This is a genomic window from Psychrobacter cibarius (assembly GCA_030686115.1).
GTDB lineage: Bacteria > Pseudomonadota > Gammaproteobacteria > Pseudomonadales > Moraxellaceae > Psychrobacter > Psychrobacter cibarius_C.
Genome location: CP131612.1, coordinates 1,519,965 through 1,538,893, shown reverse-complemented (window position 1 = coordinate 1,538,893; position 18,929 = coordinate 1,519,965). Strand labels below are relative to the sequence as shown.

Sequence of the window (18,929 nt, the reverse complement as noted above, 5' to 3'; positions counted from 1 at the left end):
TTAAAATGAACCGCCATCTCATCAGCGTTTTGGTACATATCACCATCCGCATTTTGACTATTGTTTCTATTGGCGTGTGCTATCGTCATCTGTCTTCACCCCGTACTATCTATGACTCACTTGTATTTCCGCAAATGTACCATCTGGCATTTCTTCAATAATGATGCCTTCTGGCTCTTTTAAGAAAAACAAGGCAAAGAATCCAGCCACTGCTGTCGCGGCAATCACAAAGAAAAACACCTGATAAGACACCAGACTCAGCACCGTTAAATACACCACTGATCCAACATTGCCATACGCGCCTGTCATCCCTGCAAACTGCCCTGTCATGCTGCGTTTGATCAGAGGAATCACCGCAAAAACAGCACCCTCACCTGCTTGTACAAAGAATGAGCAAAACATTGTGATTAACAATGCCAATGCCAGTGGCCACGTTGAGTCAAGGAAGCCCATCAACAGATACCCGATGGCCAAACCAGCTGTCAAAATCAATAAAGTTATTTTGCGACCAAACTTATCACTGAGCCAACCGCCGCCTGGGCGTGACATAAGGTTCATAAAGGCATAGCTCGATGCCAATACCCCTGCCATCACAATCGATAAACTAAAAGTTTCTTGGTAAAACAGAGGTAGCATCGACACAACAGCGAGCTCTGATCCAAACGTGGCAAAATACAAAATATTTAAGATACCTACTTGCTTAAAATCATAACGATGCGCCACTGGTACAGGCGTGGTGAAAACCTCTTTATTAAAGCGGTAGCTACTGATGAACTCGTAAACATAAAGTATCGCAAGGCCAATATAGACCATGGTGACACTAGACTGGCTCAATAAGCTCACACCATCAGGTGATAGTTTCCATGCCAATAATGCCAATGCCAAATACATAGGCAGTTTAAAAACCATCATTAACCAAAAATCACCTGATGACGTCACCATCATGGCACCTGATTTTTTGGGTTTAAAATAAGTAGCCCCTTTGGGTGTATTACGCGCCATCTTATAAAAAATGATGCTATAAAGCGCCATCACGACCCCTGATGTGGCTGTTGCATAACGCCACCCTTCATCACCACCGAACACTGCTGCTGCACCAATCGCTATAGTTGGTAGTAACAGTGCCGCTGCTGCCGAGCCAAAATTACCCCACCCTCCATAAATACCCTCAGCCGTCCCCAATTCATTGGTTGGAAACCAATCACTCATCAAACGAATACCCACCACAAAACCTGCACCTACAAAGCCCAGTAAAAACCGAGACAGCGCCAAGGTATTGTAATCCTGAGCGAATGCAAAGGTAAAACAAGGAATCGCACCAATGGCTAAAATGGCGGTATAAACAATACGAGGGCCAAAGCGATCTGTCAGCATCCCGATAATCACGCGAGCAGGAATGGTCAATGCCACATTTAAAATGAGTAGCGTTTTGATTTGATCTTTACTCAGATTGAGTGTTTCCCCAATCGCTGATAGAAATGGTGCATGGTTGAACCATACAAAAAAGGTAAGGAAAAATGCCATCCAACCTAAATGAAGGATTTTATTTTTACCCGTAAATGACAAAACATTAAGCTTGTCTTTACTAGGCGCAACGGGGGCTGATGATGACATAGGCAACTTCCTCAAATGATTAACTTCAGGGTTCTGACAACGTACTAAAGGTACTAAGTGTTCAAAAAACGCAGTGTTCAAATATGATAAGTAGCAATGTTTCAGGCGGTGCAATGGTTATGCCAGTTATTTGTGTACGCTGCCAAATCTGTATAAAGATCAGCACTCGTTAATTATCCAAGCGCCTTTACTGGTGGGTCTATAACCACGGCCACACCTGACGCTTATGCTAATAAAGCATTAACACAGCAGGTTTAAAACACTCAATCAACCTCCCTTATAAACAGCAATAACATCCAACGTGGGGCACTGCAGTATCTATTTTGGTGCATTAATTTTTGCTATCACTATCGTTAATAATCGTGCTCACCCTAGTTTTTGGCAAATAGTGGCACTAATCCTGCTCACGTAAAAACCTTTGTACATAAGCGACTGCTCCCGATACGACATACCTTTATGTCTAATAGCAACGCGCAAAAACCCAGCTAATCAAAGTGCCATGGCATGATTATTGAATGCTCTGTAATAGTAGGTATTAAATGCTGTTTATCAGCTGTTGTTGAGGGACGGAGCTGTTTATAGCGTGATAAAAAATAAACGATGACTGTGCCCAACCAGCCCCATTACTAAGGACAGACGCATGAGTAACACTGCATTGAGCACAGAAAGTAAAGGCAATTTGGTGGTGATTGGCAATGGTATGGTCGGTCATCACTTTATTGAACGAGCAATTGAGCAAGGACTACACCAGCAATTTGACATTCATGTGTTTGCTGAAGAAGACCGCCCTGCTTATGACCGTGTTTATTTGTCGAGCTACTTTGAACATAAAGATGCCAGTAAGCTGAACCTAGTAGATTTAACGGCTTATGAGTTATCAAAAGTTAACTTACATTTGAATCAGTGCATTGTAGATATCGATTCGACCAGTCAGCGTATTACCACCGAGGCAGGTGAGGTTATTGAGTACTCTGAGTTGGTACTGGCGACTGGCTCATATCCTTTTGTGCCGCCCATTCCGGGCCGCGAGCATCCGCATTGCCATGTTTACCGTACCATTACAGATTTAGATGAGATTTTAGCGATTGCTGAGCTGCCCACTGTCAAAAAAGGCGTGGTGGTTGGTGGTGGCTTACTGGGGCTTGAAGCAGCCAAAGCGCTCGTGACGCTAGGCCTTGACACCTATGTGGTCGAGTTCGCACCGCAATTGATGGGCGTTCAGCTTGATGCCGCTGGCGGTGAGATTTTAAAGCGAAAAATAGAAGCACTGGGTGTCAAAGTGCTGACGGGGAAAAACACCAAAGAGATTCTGTCTAACACTGCGCCCAACCCTGATGACACCAGCAGTGATGATCAACATTTAACCATGCAGTTTACAGATGGCACTTCTCTAACGACCGATATGATTGTGTTTAGCGCCGGTATTAGACCGCAAGACGGTCTCATTAAAAACAACCCCGAGTGCGGTATCGAAATGGGCGGGCGCGGTGGTATCTTGATCAATGAGCAATGTCGTACCAATGCTGATCATGTTTATGCCGTTGGAGAGTGCGCAGTATGGGACAACAAAGTATTTGGCCTAGTGGCTCCCGGCTACAATATGGCCAGTATCTGTGCCGCGCAAATTGCTGGTGATAGCAAACAGATATTTACGGGTGCCGACATGAGCACCAAGTTAAAACTGATGGGTGTGGATGTAGGCAGTATTGGCGATGCACATGGTACGAGTGACGGTAGCTTAAGCTATCTGTATCAAAACCCTGCGGAGGGCATCTATAAAAAACTGGTTACTACGCCAGATAATAAGCGCTTGCTTGGTGCCGTATTGGTAGGCGACACCGAAGACTATAACAACTTACTGCAACTGTATTTAAATGACATTGACCTACCCGCACATCCCGAAAGTCTGATACTACCCAATGTCGAAAAACCCGTGATGGGCATCGACAACCTGCCAGATACCGCCACGATTTGCTCTTGTTATAACGTGACCAAAAGCGCTATCTGCTCGGCAGTTGAGAACGGCGCATACTCCGTCAGCGATGTAAAAACCATGACCAGTGCTGGTAGTGGCTGTGGTGGCTGTGCACCTATGGTCAAAGATACGGTCAGCTATCAACTTACCGCCATGGGCTTTGAAGTAAACAATGACTTGTGTGAGCACTTTGCTTACTCTCGTCAAGATTTATATAGTCTGATTCGCGTGCACGGTATCAAAACCTTTGATGAGTTACTGACTGAACATGGTAGTGGTCATGGTTGTGAGATATGTAAACCAACGGTCGCCTCTATTTTGGCATCGTGCTGGAATGACTACGTACTCAAAACCGAACTGACACCACTACAAGACAGTAACGATTACTACTTAGGTAACATCCAAAAAGACGGCACTTATTCCGTCGTACCTCGTGTGCCGGGCGGTGAAATTACTGCAGACAAGCTCATCGTACTGGGTCAAGTAGCGAAGCAGTTTAATTTGTACACCAAAATCACTGGTGGGATGCGGGTCGATCTGTTTGGCGCGCGAATGGAGCAATTGCCTGATATTTGGACGCAACTGGTGCAAGCAGGCTTTGAGACTGGCCATGCCTATGGTAAATCTTTACGTACCGTGAAATCTTGTATTGGCAATAACTGGTGCCGTTACGGAGTCGATGACAGCATTGGCCTCGCCTTAAGATTAGAAGATCGTTATAAAGGTGTACGCTCACCGCACAAAATCAAGATGGGTGTGTCAGGCTGTATGCGCGAATGTGCTGAGGCGCAAAGTAAAGACTTTGGCATGATTGCGACTGAAAATGGCTGGAATTTATTTGTCTGCGGTAATGGTGGTATCACTCCACGTCATGGCGAGCTGTTCGCCACTGATCTGGATACCGAAACCATGGTTAAATATATCGACCGCATCATTATGTTCTATATCAAAACAGCGGACAAGCTACAACGCACCTCAAAGTGGCGTGAAAGCTTAGATGGTGGGCTGGATTATTTGAAAGCTGTCATTATCGAAGACAGTTTAGGCATAGCAGATGAGCTGGAAGCACAAATGCAATTATTGGTCGACAATTACGTGTGTGAGTGGGCGGCGACGATTAACGACACCGAAAAACTCAAACGTTTTCGTCATTTTGTAAACAGTGAGCAAGGCGATGAGAATGTCGTATTCGTGACCGACCGTGAACAGATTCGCCCAGCGACTGATGCGGAAAAAGCAACCATTAATCTGGTTGACTTGGCTTAGCCAATGATGAGTGCCTTGTTAGTTATTACAACAAGCAAGGTGCTGTTTTTTCGATGAGTTTCTCGACTCACGCTTTGCAACTCACAACTTGTCGCTCACGATTTATCACTCATACAGAGCAATATTATCATCACTAAGGATAACACCCCATGAACCAACATACTATTTGTGCACTTGACGATATCATTCCTGACACTGGTGTGTGCGCACTGGTAGATGGCAAACAAATTGCTATTTTTCGTACCAGACAGAACGATTTATTTGCTCTTGATAATTACGATCCATTCAGTCAGGCCAATGTGCTATCTCGAGGTTTAATTGGTGGTACCACAGTTACAGATGACACAGGGACAGCAGAAGAAGTGCTTTATGTGGCTTCACCCATCTATAAGCAACGCTTTAATCTTGCTACTGGCCAGTGTTTAGATGATGAGAGCGTGATGCTGGATGCCTATCAGGTTGTCTTAAATGACAACAATGTCATGATTGCAAGGGTATAAATAAAAACTAGGGCTTGTTGTGTTGTCTTAGAAGGCACAAGCCCTAGCATTTTAATGCAGAGTTTAGAGACAAAAGTTTTTCGGGTCACTGACTCTTGAGTCGGCTGATGGTAATTCCCGTAAAACCAAACAATATCGTTAGTAACAGCGATAAATAACAGAAGAACGCATAAGGCAGATAATCAAGCACGGGCACGCCTAATGCTTGGCTGATAAACACGCCGCACACACTCCAAGGCACTAGAGGATTGATGACCGTACCTGCATCTTCAATGGTACGAGACAGATTCTTAGGATGTAAATTCAAACGCTCAAACGTCGGACGAAAGGCAGTACCAGATAATAAAATACTCAAATACTGCTCGCCAATAAGCACGTTAATACTCAGAGCAGACATGGCAGCGGCAAATATGGCGCGCCCTGATGTGGTTAATGTGTCTTTAATCCCTGATAACAGTGCTGGCAAAATACCCAATGCTGTGAGCAAGCCACCCAGACTGAGTGCCAATATCACAATCGCTTGAGTGAAGAACATACTCTGCACACCGCCGCGCGATAGCATACCACCGACTTCACCCAGCTCTAACGATTCAGCTGGTGCATAGCCTGCAAATAAATAGCCGCCTAATTGTCCAAAACTCGGCGAGCTGTGCAAATAAGTAATAATCAATGCTGCCACAATGGTACAGATAATCGTATAGATGGCATTGACACGAAAAACCGCCAACCCAACCAGTACCACAAATGGCAATACCGCATAACCATGTACCAAGCCACTTTCAATCAACTGACCTTGCAATATGGTTACTTGACTCAAGTCAGAGCCTGCGGTCTGCCCAGAGAAAAACCAAAAAATAATGACCGTGAGTATCCACGCTGGTACCGTGGTATACATCATATTGCGAATATGCTCAAACAAATCAATACCCACCACCGATGAAGCAATGGTACAGGTGTCTGATAACGGCGACATTTTATCACCGAAAAACGCCCCTGAGACCACAGCACCAGCCGCAATCGCCACGTTGGCATCAAAGGCATTACTCATACCAATAAAAGCCACGCCCAATGTCGCCGCGGTGGTCAAACTACTGCCCAAGGCAATACCAATAATGGAGGTCAATACAAAGGCTGAAATGTAATAATACTCTGGTGAAATCAACTGAAAACCAAAATACATCAGCGTTGGAATAGCACCAGACATCATTAAAGCGGCGACCATCAAACCAATAAAGAAGAATAGATAGATCGCACCGATACCACGCATGACACCCGATGCCATTTGCGCTTGCATGTCATCAAAGGTCAAGCCTTTAAACAGACCAATGCCCAGCAAGACACAAATAGCGAGTATCAATGATAAATGCGGTACCCAGCCAAAACCTATCATGGTAACGCCCATAATAGCGATGACAATGGCAGAAATCATAAATGCCAGTTGAGGTGAAATTTGGGTTAATATTTTTGGAGGCATCACACATCCTTAGCTTGCCAGTCAAATCTGGCGTTAGGGTTGGCTTTGAGTCGGACAAGTTTAATGAGTTGCAATAGCGATTGCTACCCTCATTATTGATCCAGCAGACTATCGGTCTTAGCTGCCATGACAAAATCATTGCGATGCAGACCTTTAATGCTGTGTGACCACCACGTTACGGTGGCTTTACCCCACTCTACCAATATGCCAGGATGATGCCCTTCTGCTTCGGCGATGTCTGCTAATTGGTTGGCAAACTCCATCGCCTTGACGAAGTTTTTGAATTTATATTGACGTTGTAATTGCTTGATGCCATCAACCTCGATCAATGACCAATCTGGAATTTGCTGTAATAGCTCTTGTGTTTCGATGTCGCTGACCGTTGGCGCGCCAATGCGGCAGGCCTCACAGCTGGCTTGTGATAATGTCGTCATTATAATGTCCTTTTATGTTAACTATTCATTTTTTTAATACTGTTATGTTTAATACAGTTACGTCCATGTTGACGCTGTCATTTACGGCTACATCATTCAAATGATGCCGTGTTTCTCAACCATACGTTAGGCGTTTTTCACCGCATAACTAGGCTCGAACAATCCTAGCGACATGGCTTGTTTGACCATTCCCATGATATCGCTATTGACGATATCAAATAATGTATCCAAATCATCAATGACATAATAAATCGGCTGGATATGATCGATACGATAAGGGGTACGTAACACATCAAGCAAGTCAAACGCTCGGTGCTCTGGTTGATTTTGCGGTTGATGCTGAGGTTCTGCTTGCTGCTCAGAACCAGCATTGAGTGCATAAACCGTCTCAGACGGTGAGCTTAAAATGCCACCGCCATAGATTCGGCGACTGCTCTGATTTTGTCCCACCAAACCAAACTCGATGGTAAACCAATAGAGCCGTGCCAAAAACCACCGTTCTTCTTTAGTGGCATTAAGACCCAGCTTGCCATAAGTTTCATTGAACGTCGCAAAGGCAGGATGGGTCAAAAGCGGACAATGTCCAACGATTTCATGAAAAATATCAGGCTCTTCGATATAGTCCATATCATCAAATCGACGGATAAAAGTTGCCACTGGAAAGGATTTATTGGCAAGCAATTTAAAAAACTTACCAAAACTGATTAATGCAGGGACAGCGGCAGTTTGCCAACCAGTCGTGGCTTGCAATACTGCATCGATATCATGCAATTGCGGAATACGCATAGCGGGCAAATTCAGTTTTTTTAAACCGTCTAGATAGGCTGGGCAGGCGCGATTGGGTATTTGCTCGGCTTGACGCTCAAGCAATGCCTGCCACATACCATTTTCATCATCACTATAGTGAATATGACCATGGCTATCTGGCTGATGCGACACGTAAGGTTGTTTTTTAGGCATAGAATCCTGCTTTTTATGAGCAGAATCATCGTGACTGGCAGCATCAGTGCCTAGCGTTTTGCAAGCAACGCTGTTGGCACCGATAGCTTTATTAACAGAATTCGTATGTGGTAGGCGTTCCATGCCTGTATTCCTTTTATTGCCATTGGCACTCTGAATAGCGCTCTGAGTTTTTGCTATTCGTTCGCAATCATGACTGAACCATAGCCCAGTCATCGCATTGAACACATGGCATTACAGAGCGCAGTGATTATTAGGGACAAGACAAACTCCTTTTGCCCTGCCCGGTTATTTTATGGATTTTTCCCTAAATGTAGAGGCGCTTACGGTGTTTCAGTTTCTGGCTGACCAACCGTGCCACGACGGACTTGATCGCGCTCGATGGATTCAAATAGGGCTTTGAAATTACCTTCGCCAAAGCCATCTTCGTAATCACCTTTACGCTGGATAAACTCGAAGAAAACAGGGCTACCTAAGATAGTTTCAGAGAAAATTTGTAGCAGCAGACGCGGTGTGCCGCCTTCAGTGGTGCCATCTAACAAGATACCGCGCATCTGTAGCTCAGAGACATTTTCGCCATGATTTGGTAGACGCTCACTCAGCATTTCATAGTAAGTCGCGGTTGGAGCAGTCATGAGCGGGATACCCGCTGCTTTTAATTTATCGATGCTGGCAAACAAATCATTGCTGGCTAAAGCAATATGCTGAATACCTTCACCGTTGAAATGCATCAAGTATTCTTCAATTTGACCGCCGCCCTGCTTTGACTCTTCGTTCAATGGAATACGGATTTTGCCATCAGGCGCTGTCATGGCTTTACTGGTCAAACCCGTATATTCACCTTTGATGTCAAAAAAGCGGATTTCGCGGAAATTAAAGATGCGCTCATAAAAGTTTGCCCAATAAGCCATACGACCACGGTAAACGTTATGGGTTAAATGGTCGATAACTTTAAAACCATGCCCGACAGGACGACGGTCTACATCAGCAAAAAACTCGAAATCGACGTCATAAATAGACTCACCATCTTTATAACGATCGATGAGATAAATCAGTGAGCCACCGATACCCTTGATAGCAGGCAGGCGCAGCTCCATCACACCAGTTGGTACGTCTACTGGCTGCGCGCCCATTTCGATGGCACGCTCATAAGCTTTTTTGGAATTCTGCACACGAAAACCCATGCTACAAGCACCAGCACCATGCTCTTCAACGAAATAGCTGGCTGCGCTTTTTGGTTCACGATTTAGAATGAGATTGATATCACCTTGACGGTATAGCGCCACATCTTTTGAGCGATGGTTTGCGATATGGGCAAAGCCAAGCTGTTTGAACAATGCGTCGACCGCATCCGGTTGAGGTGAGGCGAATTCAACAAAATCAAACCCATTTAGGCTCATTGGGTTGTCAAATAAATCTGCCATTGTAATCATCCTTAATTTCAATTGGTGGTAAAAATGCAATAAAAAATGTCTTCAATCAATAATTCTTATTGACGATGTATTTATATTAGATTAGGTTTATTTATAAGACTAATTGTTTTTTATGATTTATTTATCAGGTTTACTTATGAATATCAGCATTCGCCAATTAACCGCTTTTATCCAAGTCGCTGACAATGGCAGCTTTACTCGTGCCAGCGATCAGATGCATTTGACCCAATCTGCCGTTAGCGGCTTGATTAAGGAGCTAGAGTCCAGCCTCGGTATTGTGCTGTTCGACCGTACTACCCGCCAGTTGTCGTTGTCGGTAGTAGGACGGCATTTATTGCCGCAAGCACGGCGTATCTTGAATGAGATGCAGCTTTTTGAAAATGAGGCAAGCAGCCTAACAAGCTTGGCGCAAGGTCAAGTCCGGCTTGCTGTTTCGCAGTTTGCCGCCTCTTCGATGCCAGCGGTCATCGCCCAATTCTCCAAACAACACCCCGAGATTGGCGTGTCGTTATTAGATTGTTCGGCAGAAAACTTACTCAGACATATTCAGGACATTGAAGTAGATTTGGGTGTCGGTACTGAGCTTGGATTTATGGAGGCTGAGGACGACATCAATGCTGATTTGTTATATCAGCTACCATTTTGTGTGGTGATGCCTGACAACCATGCGCTGGCACAAAAATATGAAATAACGTGGCAGGATTTATTAGACATTCCGCTCATCACGCTGCAAGGCCCTTTCATTGAACAAGTGACAGCCGAGTTGGACGACCGTATCGCCAGTCATATTCAACAGGCGCGTTACAAGGTCAATTTTATGTCCACCGCCCTTGAGATGACCCGTCAAGGCTTCGGCATTACCTTATGTTTGCCCTATATGCCCGAAGTCATCGACTGGGTTAGCGCCAATGGCTTGCAAATGAGGCCGCTGGCACAACCCGTTAAAATGCGGCAGTTTTTTATCTATCAGCGTTCTTCTCGTGCGTTATCGCCTGCTACCATTGCTTTCAAAGACTTCTTGCAGAGCTATTTTTCCAGTCATTTTAATGACTTACAGCATACTTAAGTATCCCTGACACAGGCATGGTTGATGCTTAAAAAGCTTTGAAACACAATGGTTTCAATCAACTATTTTATTAATTATGCAAGATAATTGAATCTCATATTGAGTTAACCGTCAATTTGCTCTATGATTTTTGGCGGCTTGATTTATATTTCATAAGGAAACAACATGTTTGAACGTATCGACTATTACGCTGGTGATCCAATCTTAGGGCTGATGGAAAAATATACAGCAGATAACAATCCTAAAAAGGTCAATTTAGGCATTGGTATTTATTATGATGAAAATGGTGTATTGCCTGTACTTGACTGTGTAAAAATAGCCGAAGAACGCATTGCCGATCCTATTGCGCCGCGTCCATATCTGCCGATGGCAGGCTTACCAGGACATCGTAAAGGCTGTCAGGAATTACTGTTCGGTAAAGACGCACAGATTTTAAAAGATGGTTTGGTCGCCACTATCGCTACGATTGGCGGTTCTGGCGCGTTAAAAGTCGGCGCTGAGTTCATCCATGAATGGTTCCCACAATCTAAATGCTATGTGAGTGATCCAACATGGGGCAACCACATTGCTATTTTTGAAGGCTCTGATGTCGAAGTGGGTAAATACCCGTACTACGACAAAGCCAACAGCAGCATCAAGTTCGATGAAATGATTGCGTTTTTTGAGACGTTGAACAAAAATGATGTGATCTTGCTGCATCCTTGTTGCCACAATCCAACAGGTCTAGATTTGACCCGTGAGCAATGGGATACCGTGCTGAACGTCATTCAAGCGCGCGAATTGATTCCATTTATGGACATTGCCTACCAAGGCTTTGGCGAAGACATGGACAGCGATGCTTATGCGATTCGTAAAGCTGTCGATATGGGCTTGCCATTGTTTGTCAGCAACTCATTCTCTAAAAACTTATCGCTATATGGTGAGCGTGTCGGCGGTCTATCAGTTGTTTGTCCAACGGTTGACGAGACAGAGCGCGTCTTCGGTCAGCTAAATGCTACCGTACGCCGTATTTACTCAAGCCCGCCATCACATGGTGGTCGTGTGGTCGATATCGTTATGAACGACGAAGCACTACATAAGCAATGGGTTGGCGAAGTTTATGCGATGCGTGACCGTATCAAAGCCATGCGTTTACAGCTAAAATCAGTATTAGAAGCCAAAATCCCGAACCGCAACTTTGACTATATTACTCGTCAAAACGGCATGTTTAGCTTTACTGGTCTGACGCCTGAGCAAGTCGAACGCTTACAAAGCGAGTTTGGCATTTACATGGTTTCCAACTCACGTATGTGTGTGGCTGGACTGAACACCAGCAACATCGACTATGTTGCCAATGCCATGGCAGACGTCTTAAAAGACTGAGTGAGCACGCATTAAAACGGTGCGATAGTCAGTAATAGCGATTCATAAAAAGGTTGAGCGAGTGCTCAGCCTTTTTTTATGTCCTGCGTTTTTCCTATTTATTTTACCAAAGAACATCAATGTCCCTAGTATCACATCTCTTTTAAGAAAACACTGCACAAAAACCCTTGCAATCTCCACTTTGATAAATTACATTATGCGTAAGTAGTTAATTATAACGTAATTCATTATATGCTTTAGCAAGGAGCACCCTATGTCAAAGATTGACAACACCCTCACATCCTTTATCGATATCGCCGCTGATTCTGACTTCTCCATTCACAACCTACCTTACGGTATTTTTAGTAATGCCAAAGACGCTGCTGGTAATAACAAGCGCCGCGCTGGTGTGGCTATCGGTAAGTACGTATTGGATTTGGCTGTGCTCGAAGCAGAAGGTTTACTGAGCTTAGAGGGCGGTCCATATTTTGATCAACCAACGCTCAATGCTTTTATTGATTCTGGTCGAGACAATTGGACGCAGGCACGCTCAACCATCCAAACCCTACTATCTAGTGCTAGCGATGCCTTGCGTGATAATCAAGACTTGCAGAAAAAAGCGCTATTTAATCAAGCAGACGTCACCATGCATCTGCCTGTTCACGTCCCAGGTTTTACCGATTTCTATTCGTCTAAAGAACATGCGACCAACGTCGGCACTATGTTCCGTGATCCAAACAACGCGCTACTACCTAACTGGACTGAAATGCCAGTCGGCTATAACGGACGCGCCAGCACCGTCATCGTCAGTGGCACTGATGTGATACGCCCCTCTGGTCAATTAAAGCCAAACGCTGACGACCGCCCTATTTTCTCAGCCTGCAAGCGTTTAGATTTTGAGCTTGAGACTGCTTTTGTAGTTGGTAAAGGTAATAGCATTGGTCAACCAATTGCAGTAGACAGTGCCTTTGAGCATATTTTTGGCATGGTTTTACTCAACGACTGGTCAGCCCGTGACATTCAAAAATGGGAATACGTGCCTTTAGGGCCATTTAATGCCAAAACCTTTGCTTCTGAAGTCTCACCTTGGATTGTGACTATGGATGCGTTGGCACCTTTTAAAACAGCATGCCCGATTCAAGAGCCAAAACCATTGGCATATCTAAACGAAAAAGACAGCAATAATAGCTATGACATCCATCTATCAGTTGAGTTATTGCCTGAAAACTCAGATAGCGCCACTGTGGTTTGTGAGACCAACTTCAAGCATATGTATTGGTCAATGTCGCAGCAGCTAACCCACCACACCATCACTGGCTGTAAAGTGGAAGTTGGCGATATGATGGGCTCAGGGACGATTTCAGGACCAACGCCAGATTCTTATGGCTCAATGTTAGAGATTGCTTGGAATGCGACCAAACCTGTCACTTTAAAAGGCGGCGAGACCCGCAGTTTTATTGAAGATGGTGACACAGTAATCATGAAAGGCTATAGCGAAAAAGACGGCATTCGTGTCGGGTTTGGTGAAGTACGCGGCAAAGTACTGCCCGCGCTTAGCTTTGATTTTGACAAATAGTCTAGAAAAAATGTGAGCACAGTTGTTTTGAGCTGCCAAGCAACCATCGACCTATAGTCAATCGGTACTGGCAGCCTATTACTCACTGCATTCCCTATCAAAAGGAGTTTGATATGAGCTTTAAAATTGAAAAAATCCATCATGTGGCCTATCGCTGCAAAGACGCCAAAGAAACCGTTGAATGGTATCAAAAATACCTAAACATGGATTTCATCCTTGCATTCGCTGAAGACCACGTGCCTTCGACCAAAGCCTTTGATCCTTATATGCATGTGTTTTTAGATGCCGGTAATGGCAACGTATTGGCGTTTTTTGAAGTGCCCAATCAGCCTGAAATGGGTTTTGATCCGAATACCCCAAATTGGGTGCAACACTTAGCCATGAAGGTAAAAGACCGTGATGCCTTAATAGCAGCAAAAAAGCATTTAGAAGAAAATGGTATTGATGTAGTCGGCGTGACCAATCATGGTATTTTCCATTCTATCTATTTCTTTGATCCTAATGGCCATCGTATGGAACTCACCTACGATGATATTACCTCAGAAGAAAAAGTCTCGATGATTACTGAAGCCATGAAGTATGAGATGTTAGAAGAATGGTCACGTACCAAACGCGCACCAGCTCATACCCAGTTTTTACATGCAGAAGAACTGGCTGAAGCAAGAGAAGTCGCGCCTGTCGGTGAGTAATTGACCTGCTATTCTGTTTGCTATCTCTTTTTATATGACTAATTAGGGCGTACCATCATTTTAAGACCACTAAATGTATCAATATACTAATTGATGATACGCCCTAGGTAGCGAACAATATCTAACCATCATGAAAGGATTCAATGATGAAAATAAAAACCCCTTTAGGAATACTCTTAGCGACCTCGATCGCAATGACTGGTTGCTCTAATAACAACCCAGCAGTAAACGCTGATGTAGATACAGGCGATGTGACTACTCTAAGATTCTCACACTTTATGACTGCCAATGACAACATAAACACCGAAGCATTGCAGCCATGGGCAAAGAAAATTGAAGAAGAATCAAAAGGCCGCTTAAAGATTGAGATCTACCCTTCTGCTACTCTTAGCAAACCGGGTGCTACCTATGATGCTACCGCGAAAGGTATTGTTGATATTGGTATGCAAGCGCAAGGATATACAGCAGGGCGATTTCCTTTAACGCAGATTGTAGAGCTGCCAGGTATCACAAATACTGCACCGCAGCAGAGCTGCATACTTCATAAACTGTATGATGATGGTGTCATTAAAAATGAGTACGAAGATACTCACCTGCTAGCGCTGATAGGCACTGGACAAGGTGCGCTGCATACCGTAGATAAGCCTATTCGCACGCCAGCTGATATGAAAGGTTTGCGTATTCGCCAACCTTCTGCGGTTGCCAGTCACATTATCGAAGCGACGGGCGCTGCGCCCGTTGGCATGCCTGCCAGTGATACTTATACTTCCCTTCAACGCGGTGTCATTGACGGACTTAGTTTTACTTGGCAGCCCATTCAAGCATTTCGTCTTGATGAGTTAATCAATACGCACACCAACATTCCTTTTTATAACTCTACTTTTGTTATCAGTATGAATAAAGAGAAATACGACAATTTGCCCGATGATCTCAAGAAAGTAATTGATGACAATTCAGGGGCGGAGATGGCAGCACGTGTCTCCAAAGTATTTGACGTCAGTAATGCCAAAGCAATGGCTGCCGCTAAAGAAAAAGGCGATATCATGATCGATATTCCTAACCCACTCAATGACCCAGACTGGAAGGGTCCATTAATGGAAGGCTCGCAGCATTACCTTGACGAAGTGAATGCCACTGGTCTAGATGCTAATAATGTATACGAAAAAGCAAAAGCAGCAAGTAGCGCCTGCATGGTCTAAAGGTTGAATATCATTAAATGATATTCAACCTTTACGCGATAGCCGGTCACTTTATATGATTAAAACTTATATAGTAAAAATACCAGCTACGCAATTTGATAACGCTGCGCGATTGCTAGTATTTGCTCAACCACGTTGTGTTGCTCACTCATGGGCAATTGCTCTGTCGTTCCGATGATAGTGATGGCGTATTCTAGTGGTAGTCCTTTGCTAGCAGTTTTGCCACTAACAGTAGATATATTAACAGCGCTATTAACAAACGGCGGCACTATGACAGGAATCGTAATGGCATTAATCCCCATGAGCATATCACCCGTCACTGTCGCATAGCCTTGGGTACGAATCTTGGCTTGCAAGTGACTGAAATTCTGCCATTTTTCTGTGATTATTGCTTCATTGTCTGTCTGCCATTCAGCTGTGACCAATGGCTGAATGACGGCATCTGGCTGATAACTGGCAAATAATTGCCCCGTCGCCGATGTCGTCAGCGGCATACGTGAACCGATACGAGTGATAATACTAATCGGGCTATCTGGTTCAACGGACTGAATAATAATAGGACCTTCGCTAAACCATTTGGCAATCTGCACACCGCAATTCAGGGTGTCTTTGATTTCATTAGCGATGTGCGTAAGCCGCTCTAAAATATTGTTTTGACTAAATCCAGAGCGCCCCAATGCTGCCAATGTGTTAACCCTATCGCCTAGCCCGTAGCGACCATCATCAAGCTTACGTGCATAGTTTTTACGAATGAGACTGACCAAATAGCGGTGACACTTTGCTGGATGCATTTGCATCACTTGCGCAATATCTTTTAGCATCATCGGCTCGTTATGATCAATAAGAACGTCTAACACCGACAATCCAATCTCCAATGACTGGACGCCACTTTGACTTTTATTGGTTGTCACGGGATTTTCTAAAGGGCTTTCAGCTGCTGGCATGTTTTGCTCAATGGGTAATTTACTTGGCATATTAATCTAATATATTCATGAAAGACTGAAATGAAGAAGTAACGTCATAAGAGTTTTTTAATTGTATAAGATACCTTTGGTATCACTAATTATAACCGCTTATCTCATTCACAACCTACCATAATAAAAGGAATTCACAATGATGACACTTTATGGCTACTTTCGCAGCAGCACCTCGTATCGTACTCGCATAGCGATGAATCTCAAAGGCTTAGACTATGACTATATTTCGGTCAATTTAGCAAAAGATGAGCAGTTAGCAGATGCGTTTAAATCACTCAACCCACAAGGATTGGTGCCTGTTTTACAGACCGATGATTTATTACTATATCAAAGCCCAGCCATCTTAGAATGGTTAGAAGAGGTTCATTCTGAAAATCCGCTATTGCCTAAAGACGCGGCTGGACGTATGCAAGTACGTGCCATTAGCGCTATGATTGGTTGTGATATTCATCCGATTAATAACCGCCGTATCTTACAATATCTACGCAATGAGCTGGCGGTAGACGAAGAAAAAGTCATGGCGTGGTGCAACCGTTGGATGAGTGAGGGCTTTGCGGCGTTAGAAAAAATACTAGCAAAAGACAAAAGCCGTGGAAAATTTTGCTACGGTGACAGCCCTACTTTTGCAGATTGCTATTTGATTCCTCAGGTCTCTTCGGCGCGACGTTTTAACGTGGATTTAAGTGCTTATCCCAATATCGTCGAAATTGACACGCATTGCCGTACGCTCAAAGCCTTTGCTGACGCTGATCCTAGCATGCAGCCTGATGCGCCCAAGTCTCAATAAACAATCAAACAGAGTGCTTTCAGTAAGGGTGTTTTGCTATTAAATGACTAGAAAATTAAATGATTAGAGAATTTAATAACAAAACGCCCTTATAATTGCTGGGCTCAGGGCTCAGACAAAGCAATCAAAGCGAATGACTGCCTGAAAACAGGCAAAGCATTGATACTCTTAAGCCAAACATAGTATTTAATATTTCATCGAATCATCACTTCTACTTTTCATCTCAATATAATATTTCATATATGCAAATTATTGGTTGTATAGCAGTCAACTGTTGGCTATTCTTGGTATAGGCGTTGTTATATCTCAAATTTAGAATTAATTTTAGATAAACATACTGTTTTATTCATTAAAATAAGGTTGGATATTATGAGTTATACACCTTTATCAAATAACAAAGACGCTCTACCATCCCAGGCCGCTCAAGATATTTATGATTTAGCCCTATCGGCTAGAGAAGAAACAGAAACCTGTAGAAAAATTGCACCGATAGTGGTCAAAAAGCTGTCAGAGTTGTCGCTATTTAGGATGGGACTGCCAAAATCGTTGGGAGGATGGCAAGGCAACCCTTTAGAAACATTAAAAGTTTATGAGACGCTAGCCAGTGCTGAAGCCTCAGTTGCTTGGATCGTTTGGAACAACCATTTGGCTTGCACATTTGGACGATTTTTAGACAAGCCTAGTATGCAGGAGATATACAGTGACCCCTCTCATGTCTATGCCAACTCTGCACGCCCTGAAGGGATTGCTAAACAAACCGCTGAAGGATATATGATCTCAGGTCAATGGACATTAGTATCAGGTTGTGAGTTGGCAGACTGGTTTGTGCTGCGCTGCTTGGTAATATCCGAAGGCTCGCCTACGACCCTTGGACCGGGTGCAAATTTAAAGCTGTTCTTTATTCCAAAAAAAGATGTGGAAGTGATTGATACTTGGCATGTTGGTGGACTAAATGGTACAGGCAGTCACGACATCGTCATCAAAGACGCGTTTGTGCAGGAGCGTTATGCGGTCGATTTTGATAGCCCTGTCACCATCGATAATGCGTATAGCCGCCTACCAATCGGCTGTATTAATGCCGCTGGCTGTGCAGCGATGGCGCTGGGTGTCTTAAAAGCAGCGACAGATGAGTTAATCCAAATTTGCCTTGAGAAAGTAACGCCCGGTAAAAGCCCAGATTTGCGTGATCGTGCAGCAGTACAAGCGACTATCGCTAAAAGCAAAACACTATTAGCGTCTAGGCGCGCACAATTACACAATAGTGTCGAGGTATTATGGAACGAAGCACAGCAACAGAATGCCTTTACCGATATACAGCTGGCTGATGTGTGGGCAGCAGCCTGTGAGGCAGCGAGAGAAGCCAGAGCCATGGTATCGGAAATTTATGCGGTCGCTGGTACGGTCTCACTATATAAAAAACATAGAATAGAAAGAGCGCATCGAGACATTCATGCTATTTTACAACATGGTATCGTGCAGCCACATTGGATGGAGCAAGCTGGCATGGCTTATGTCGGATTGACCCCAAATGCAGCCATGTTCAGAGTATAGAATTGCTTTTATAAAAATAAATAGGCCTTCATATAATGAGGGCTTTTTATCGCTTGGCTATTGAGCCAAAGAAAAACAAATCATTGG

The 18,929-nt window shown here is 44.0% G+C and carries 15 protein-coding genes; 9 read left to right on the top strand and 6 right to left on the bottom strand.

What is annotated here, in order from left to right; genetic code table 11:
- Window positions 1-105 precede the first annotated feature (105 nt).
- A complete protein-coding gene (locus Q6344_06455) occupies window positions 106-1,614 on the bottom strand; it encodes a NarK family nitrate/nitrite MFS transporter (GenBank protein WLG14969.1) in 1,509 nt (502 codons plus the stop codon).
- A 640-nt stretch (window positions 1,615-2,254) separates the two neighbouring features.
- Here Q6344_06455 and nirB point away from each other — a divergent pair.
- Both nirB and nirD read left to right on the top strand, forming a co-directional pair.
- Complete coding sequence (gene nirB, locus Q6344_06450; protein ID WLG14968.1) at window positions 2,255-4,855, top strand: nitrite reductase large subunit NirB; 2,601 nt, start codon at window positions 2,255-2,257, stop codon at window positions 4,853-4,855.
- A gap of 149 nt (window positions 4,856-5,004) precedes the next feature.
- The gene (gene nirD / locus Q6344_06445; protein WLG14967.1) at window positions 5,005-5,355 is read left to right on the top strand and encodes a nitrite reductase small subunit NirD; all 351 of its coding nucleotides are present in this window, start codon (window positions 5,005-5,007) and stop codon (window positions 5,353-5,355) included.
- 85 nt (window positions 5,356-5,440) lie between these two features.
- On the opposite strand, the gene Q6344_06440 is transcribed toward nirD, so the two are convergent.
- The 4 genes from Q6344_06440 to hppD all read right to left on the bottom strand — a co-directional run bounded on the left by Q6344_06440 (window position 5,441) and on the right by hppD (window position 9,647).
- A complete protein-coding gene (locus Q6344_06440; protein WLG14966.1) occupies window positions 5,441-6,829 on the bottom strand; it encodes a Na+/H+ antiporter NhaC family protein in 1,389 nt (462 codons plus the stop codon).
- 92 nt (window positions 6,830-6,921) lie between these two features.
- Complete coding sequence (locus Q6344_06435) at window positions 6,922-7,263, bottom strand: 4a-hydroxytetrahydrobiopterin dehydratase (GenBank protein WLG14965.1); 342 nt, start codon at window positions 7,261-7,263, stop codon at window positions 6,922-6,924.
- 126 nt (window positions 7,264-7,389) lie between these two features.
- Entirely contained in the window at window positions 7,390-8,346 is a 957-nt protein-coding gene (gene phhA, locus Q6344_06430) for a phenylalanine 4-monooxygenase (GenBank protein WLG14964.1), read from the bottom strand.
- Window positions 8,347-8,546: 200 nt separating this feature from the next.
- The gene (hppD, locus tag Q6344_06425; protein ID WLG14963.1) at window positions 8,547-9,647 is read right to left on the bottom strand and encodes a 4-hydroxyphenylpyruvate dioxygenase; all 1,101 of its coding nucleotides are present in this window, start codon (window positions 9,645-9,647) and stop codon (window positions 8,547-8,549) included.
- A gap of 145 nt (window positions 9,648-9,792) precedes the next feature.
- On the opposite strand from hppD, the gene Q6344_06420 reads away from it, so the two are divergent.
- From Q6344_06420 to Q6344_06400, 5 genes are all read left to right on the top strand, one after another.
- Window positions 9,793-10,722, top strand: a complete 930-nt coding sequence (locus tag Q6344_06420; GenBank protein WLG14962.1) for a LysR family transcriptional regulator — start codon at window positions 9,793-9,795, stop codon at window positions 10,720-10,722.
- 165 nt (window positions 10,723-10,887) lie between these two features.
- Window positions 10,888-12,084: an amino acid aminotransferase gene (locus Q6344_06415; protein WLG14961.1), complete on the top strand. Its 1,197-nt coding sequence runs from the start codon at window positions 10,888-10,890 to the stop codon at window positions 12,082-12,084.
- A gap of 262 nt (window positions 12,085-12,346) precedes the next feature.
- Window positions 12,347-13,639, top strand: a complete 1,293-nt coding sequence (gene fahA, locus Q6344_06410; GenBank protein WLG15163.1) for a fumarylacetoacetase — start codon at window positions 12,347-12,349, stop codon at window positions 13,637-13,639.
- A gap of 113 nt (window positions 13,640-13,752) precedes the next feature.
- The gene (locus Q6344_06405) at window positions 13,753-14,328 is read left to right on the top strand and encodes a VOC family protein (protein WLG14960.1); all 576 of its coding nucleotides are present in this window, start codon (window positions 13,753-13,755) and stop codon (window positions 14,326-14,328) included.
- 146 nt (window positions 14,329-14,474) lie between these two features.
- The gene (locus tag Q6344_06400; GenBank protein ID WLG14959.1) at window positions 14,475-15,527 is read left to right on the top strand and encodes a TRAP transporter substrate-binding protein; all 1,053 of its coding nucleotides are present in this window, start codon (window positions 14,475-14,477) and stop codon (window positions 15,525-15,527) included.
- 86 nt (window positions 15,528-15,613) lie between these two features.
- On the opposite strand, the gene Q6344_06395 is transcribed toward Q6344_06400, so the two are convergent.
- Window positions 15,614-16,501, bottom strand: a complete 888-nt coding sequence (locus Q6344_06395) for an IclR family transcriptional regulator (GenBank protein WLG14958.1) — start codon at window positions 16,499-16,501, stop codon at window positions 15,614-15,616.
- A 142-nt stretch (window positions 16,502-16,643) separates the two neighbouring features.
- Between Q6344_06395 and maiA the strand changes: the two genes are divergently transcribed.
- Complete coding sequence (gene maiA / locus Q6344_06390) at window positions 16,644-17,291, top strand: maleylacetoacetate isomerase (GenBank protein ID WLG15162.1); 648 nt, start codon at window positions 16,644-16,646, stop codon at window positions 17,289-17,291.
- 369 nt (window positions 17,292-17,660) lie between these two features.
- Window positions 17,661-18,842: an acyl-CoA dehydrogenase family protein gene (locus Q6344_06385; GenBank protein ID WLG14957.1), complete on the top strand. Its 1,182-nt coding sequence runs from the start codon at window positions 17,661-17,663 to the stop codon at window positions 18,840-18,842.
- Window positions 18,843-18,929 lie beyond the last annotated feature (87 nt).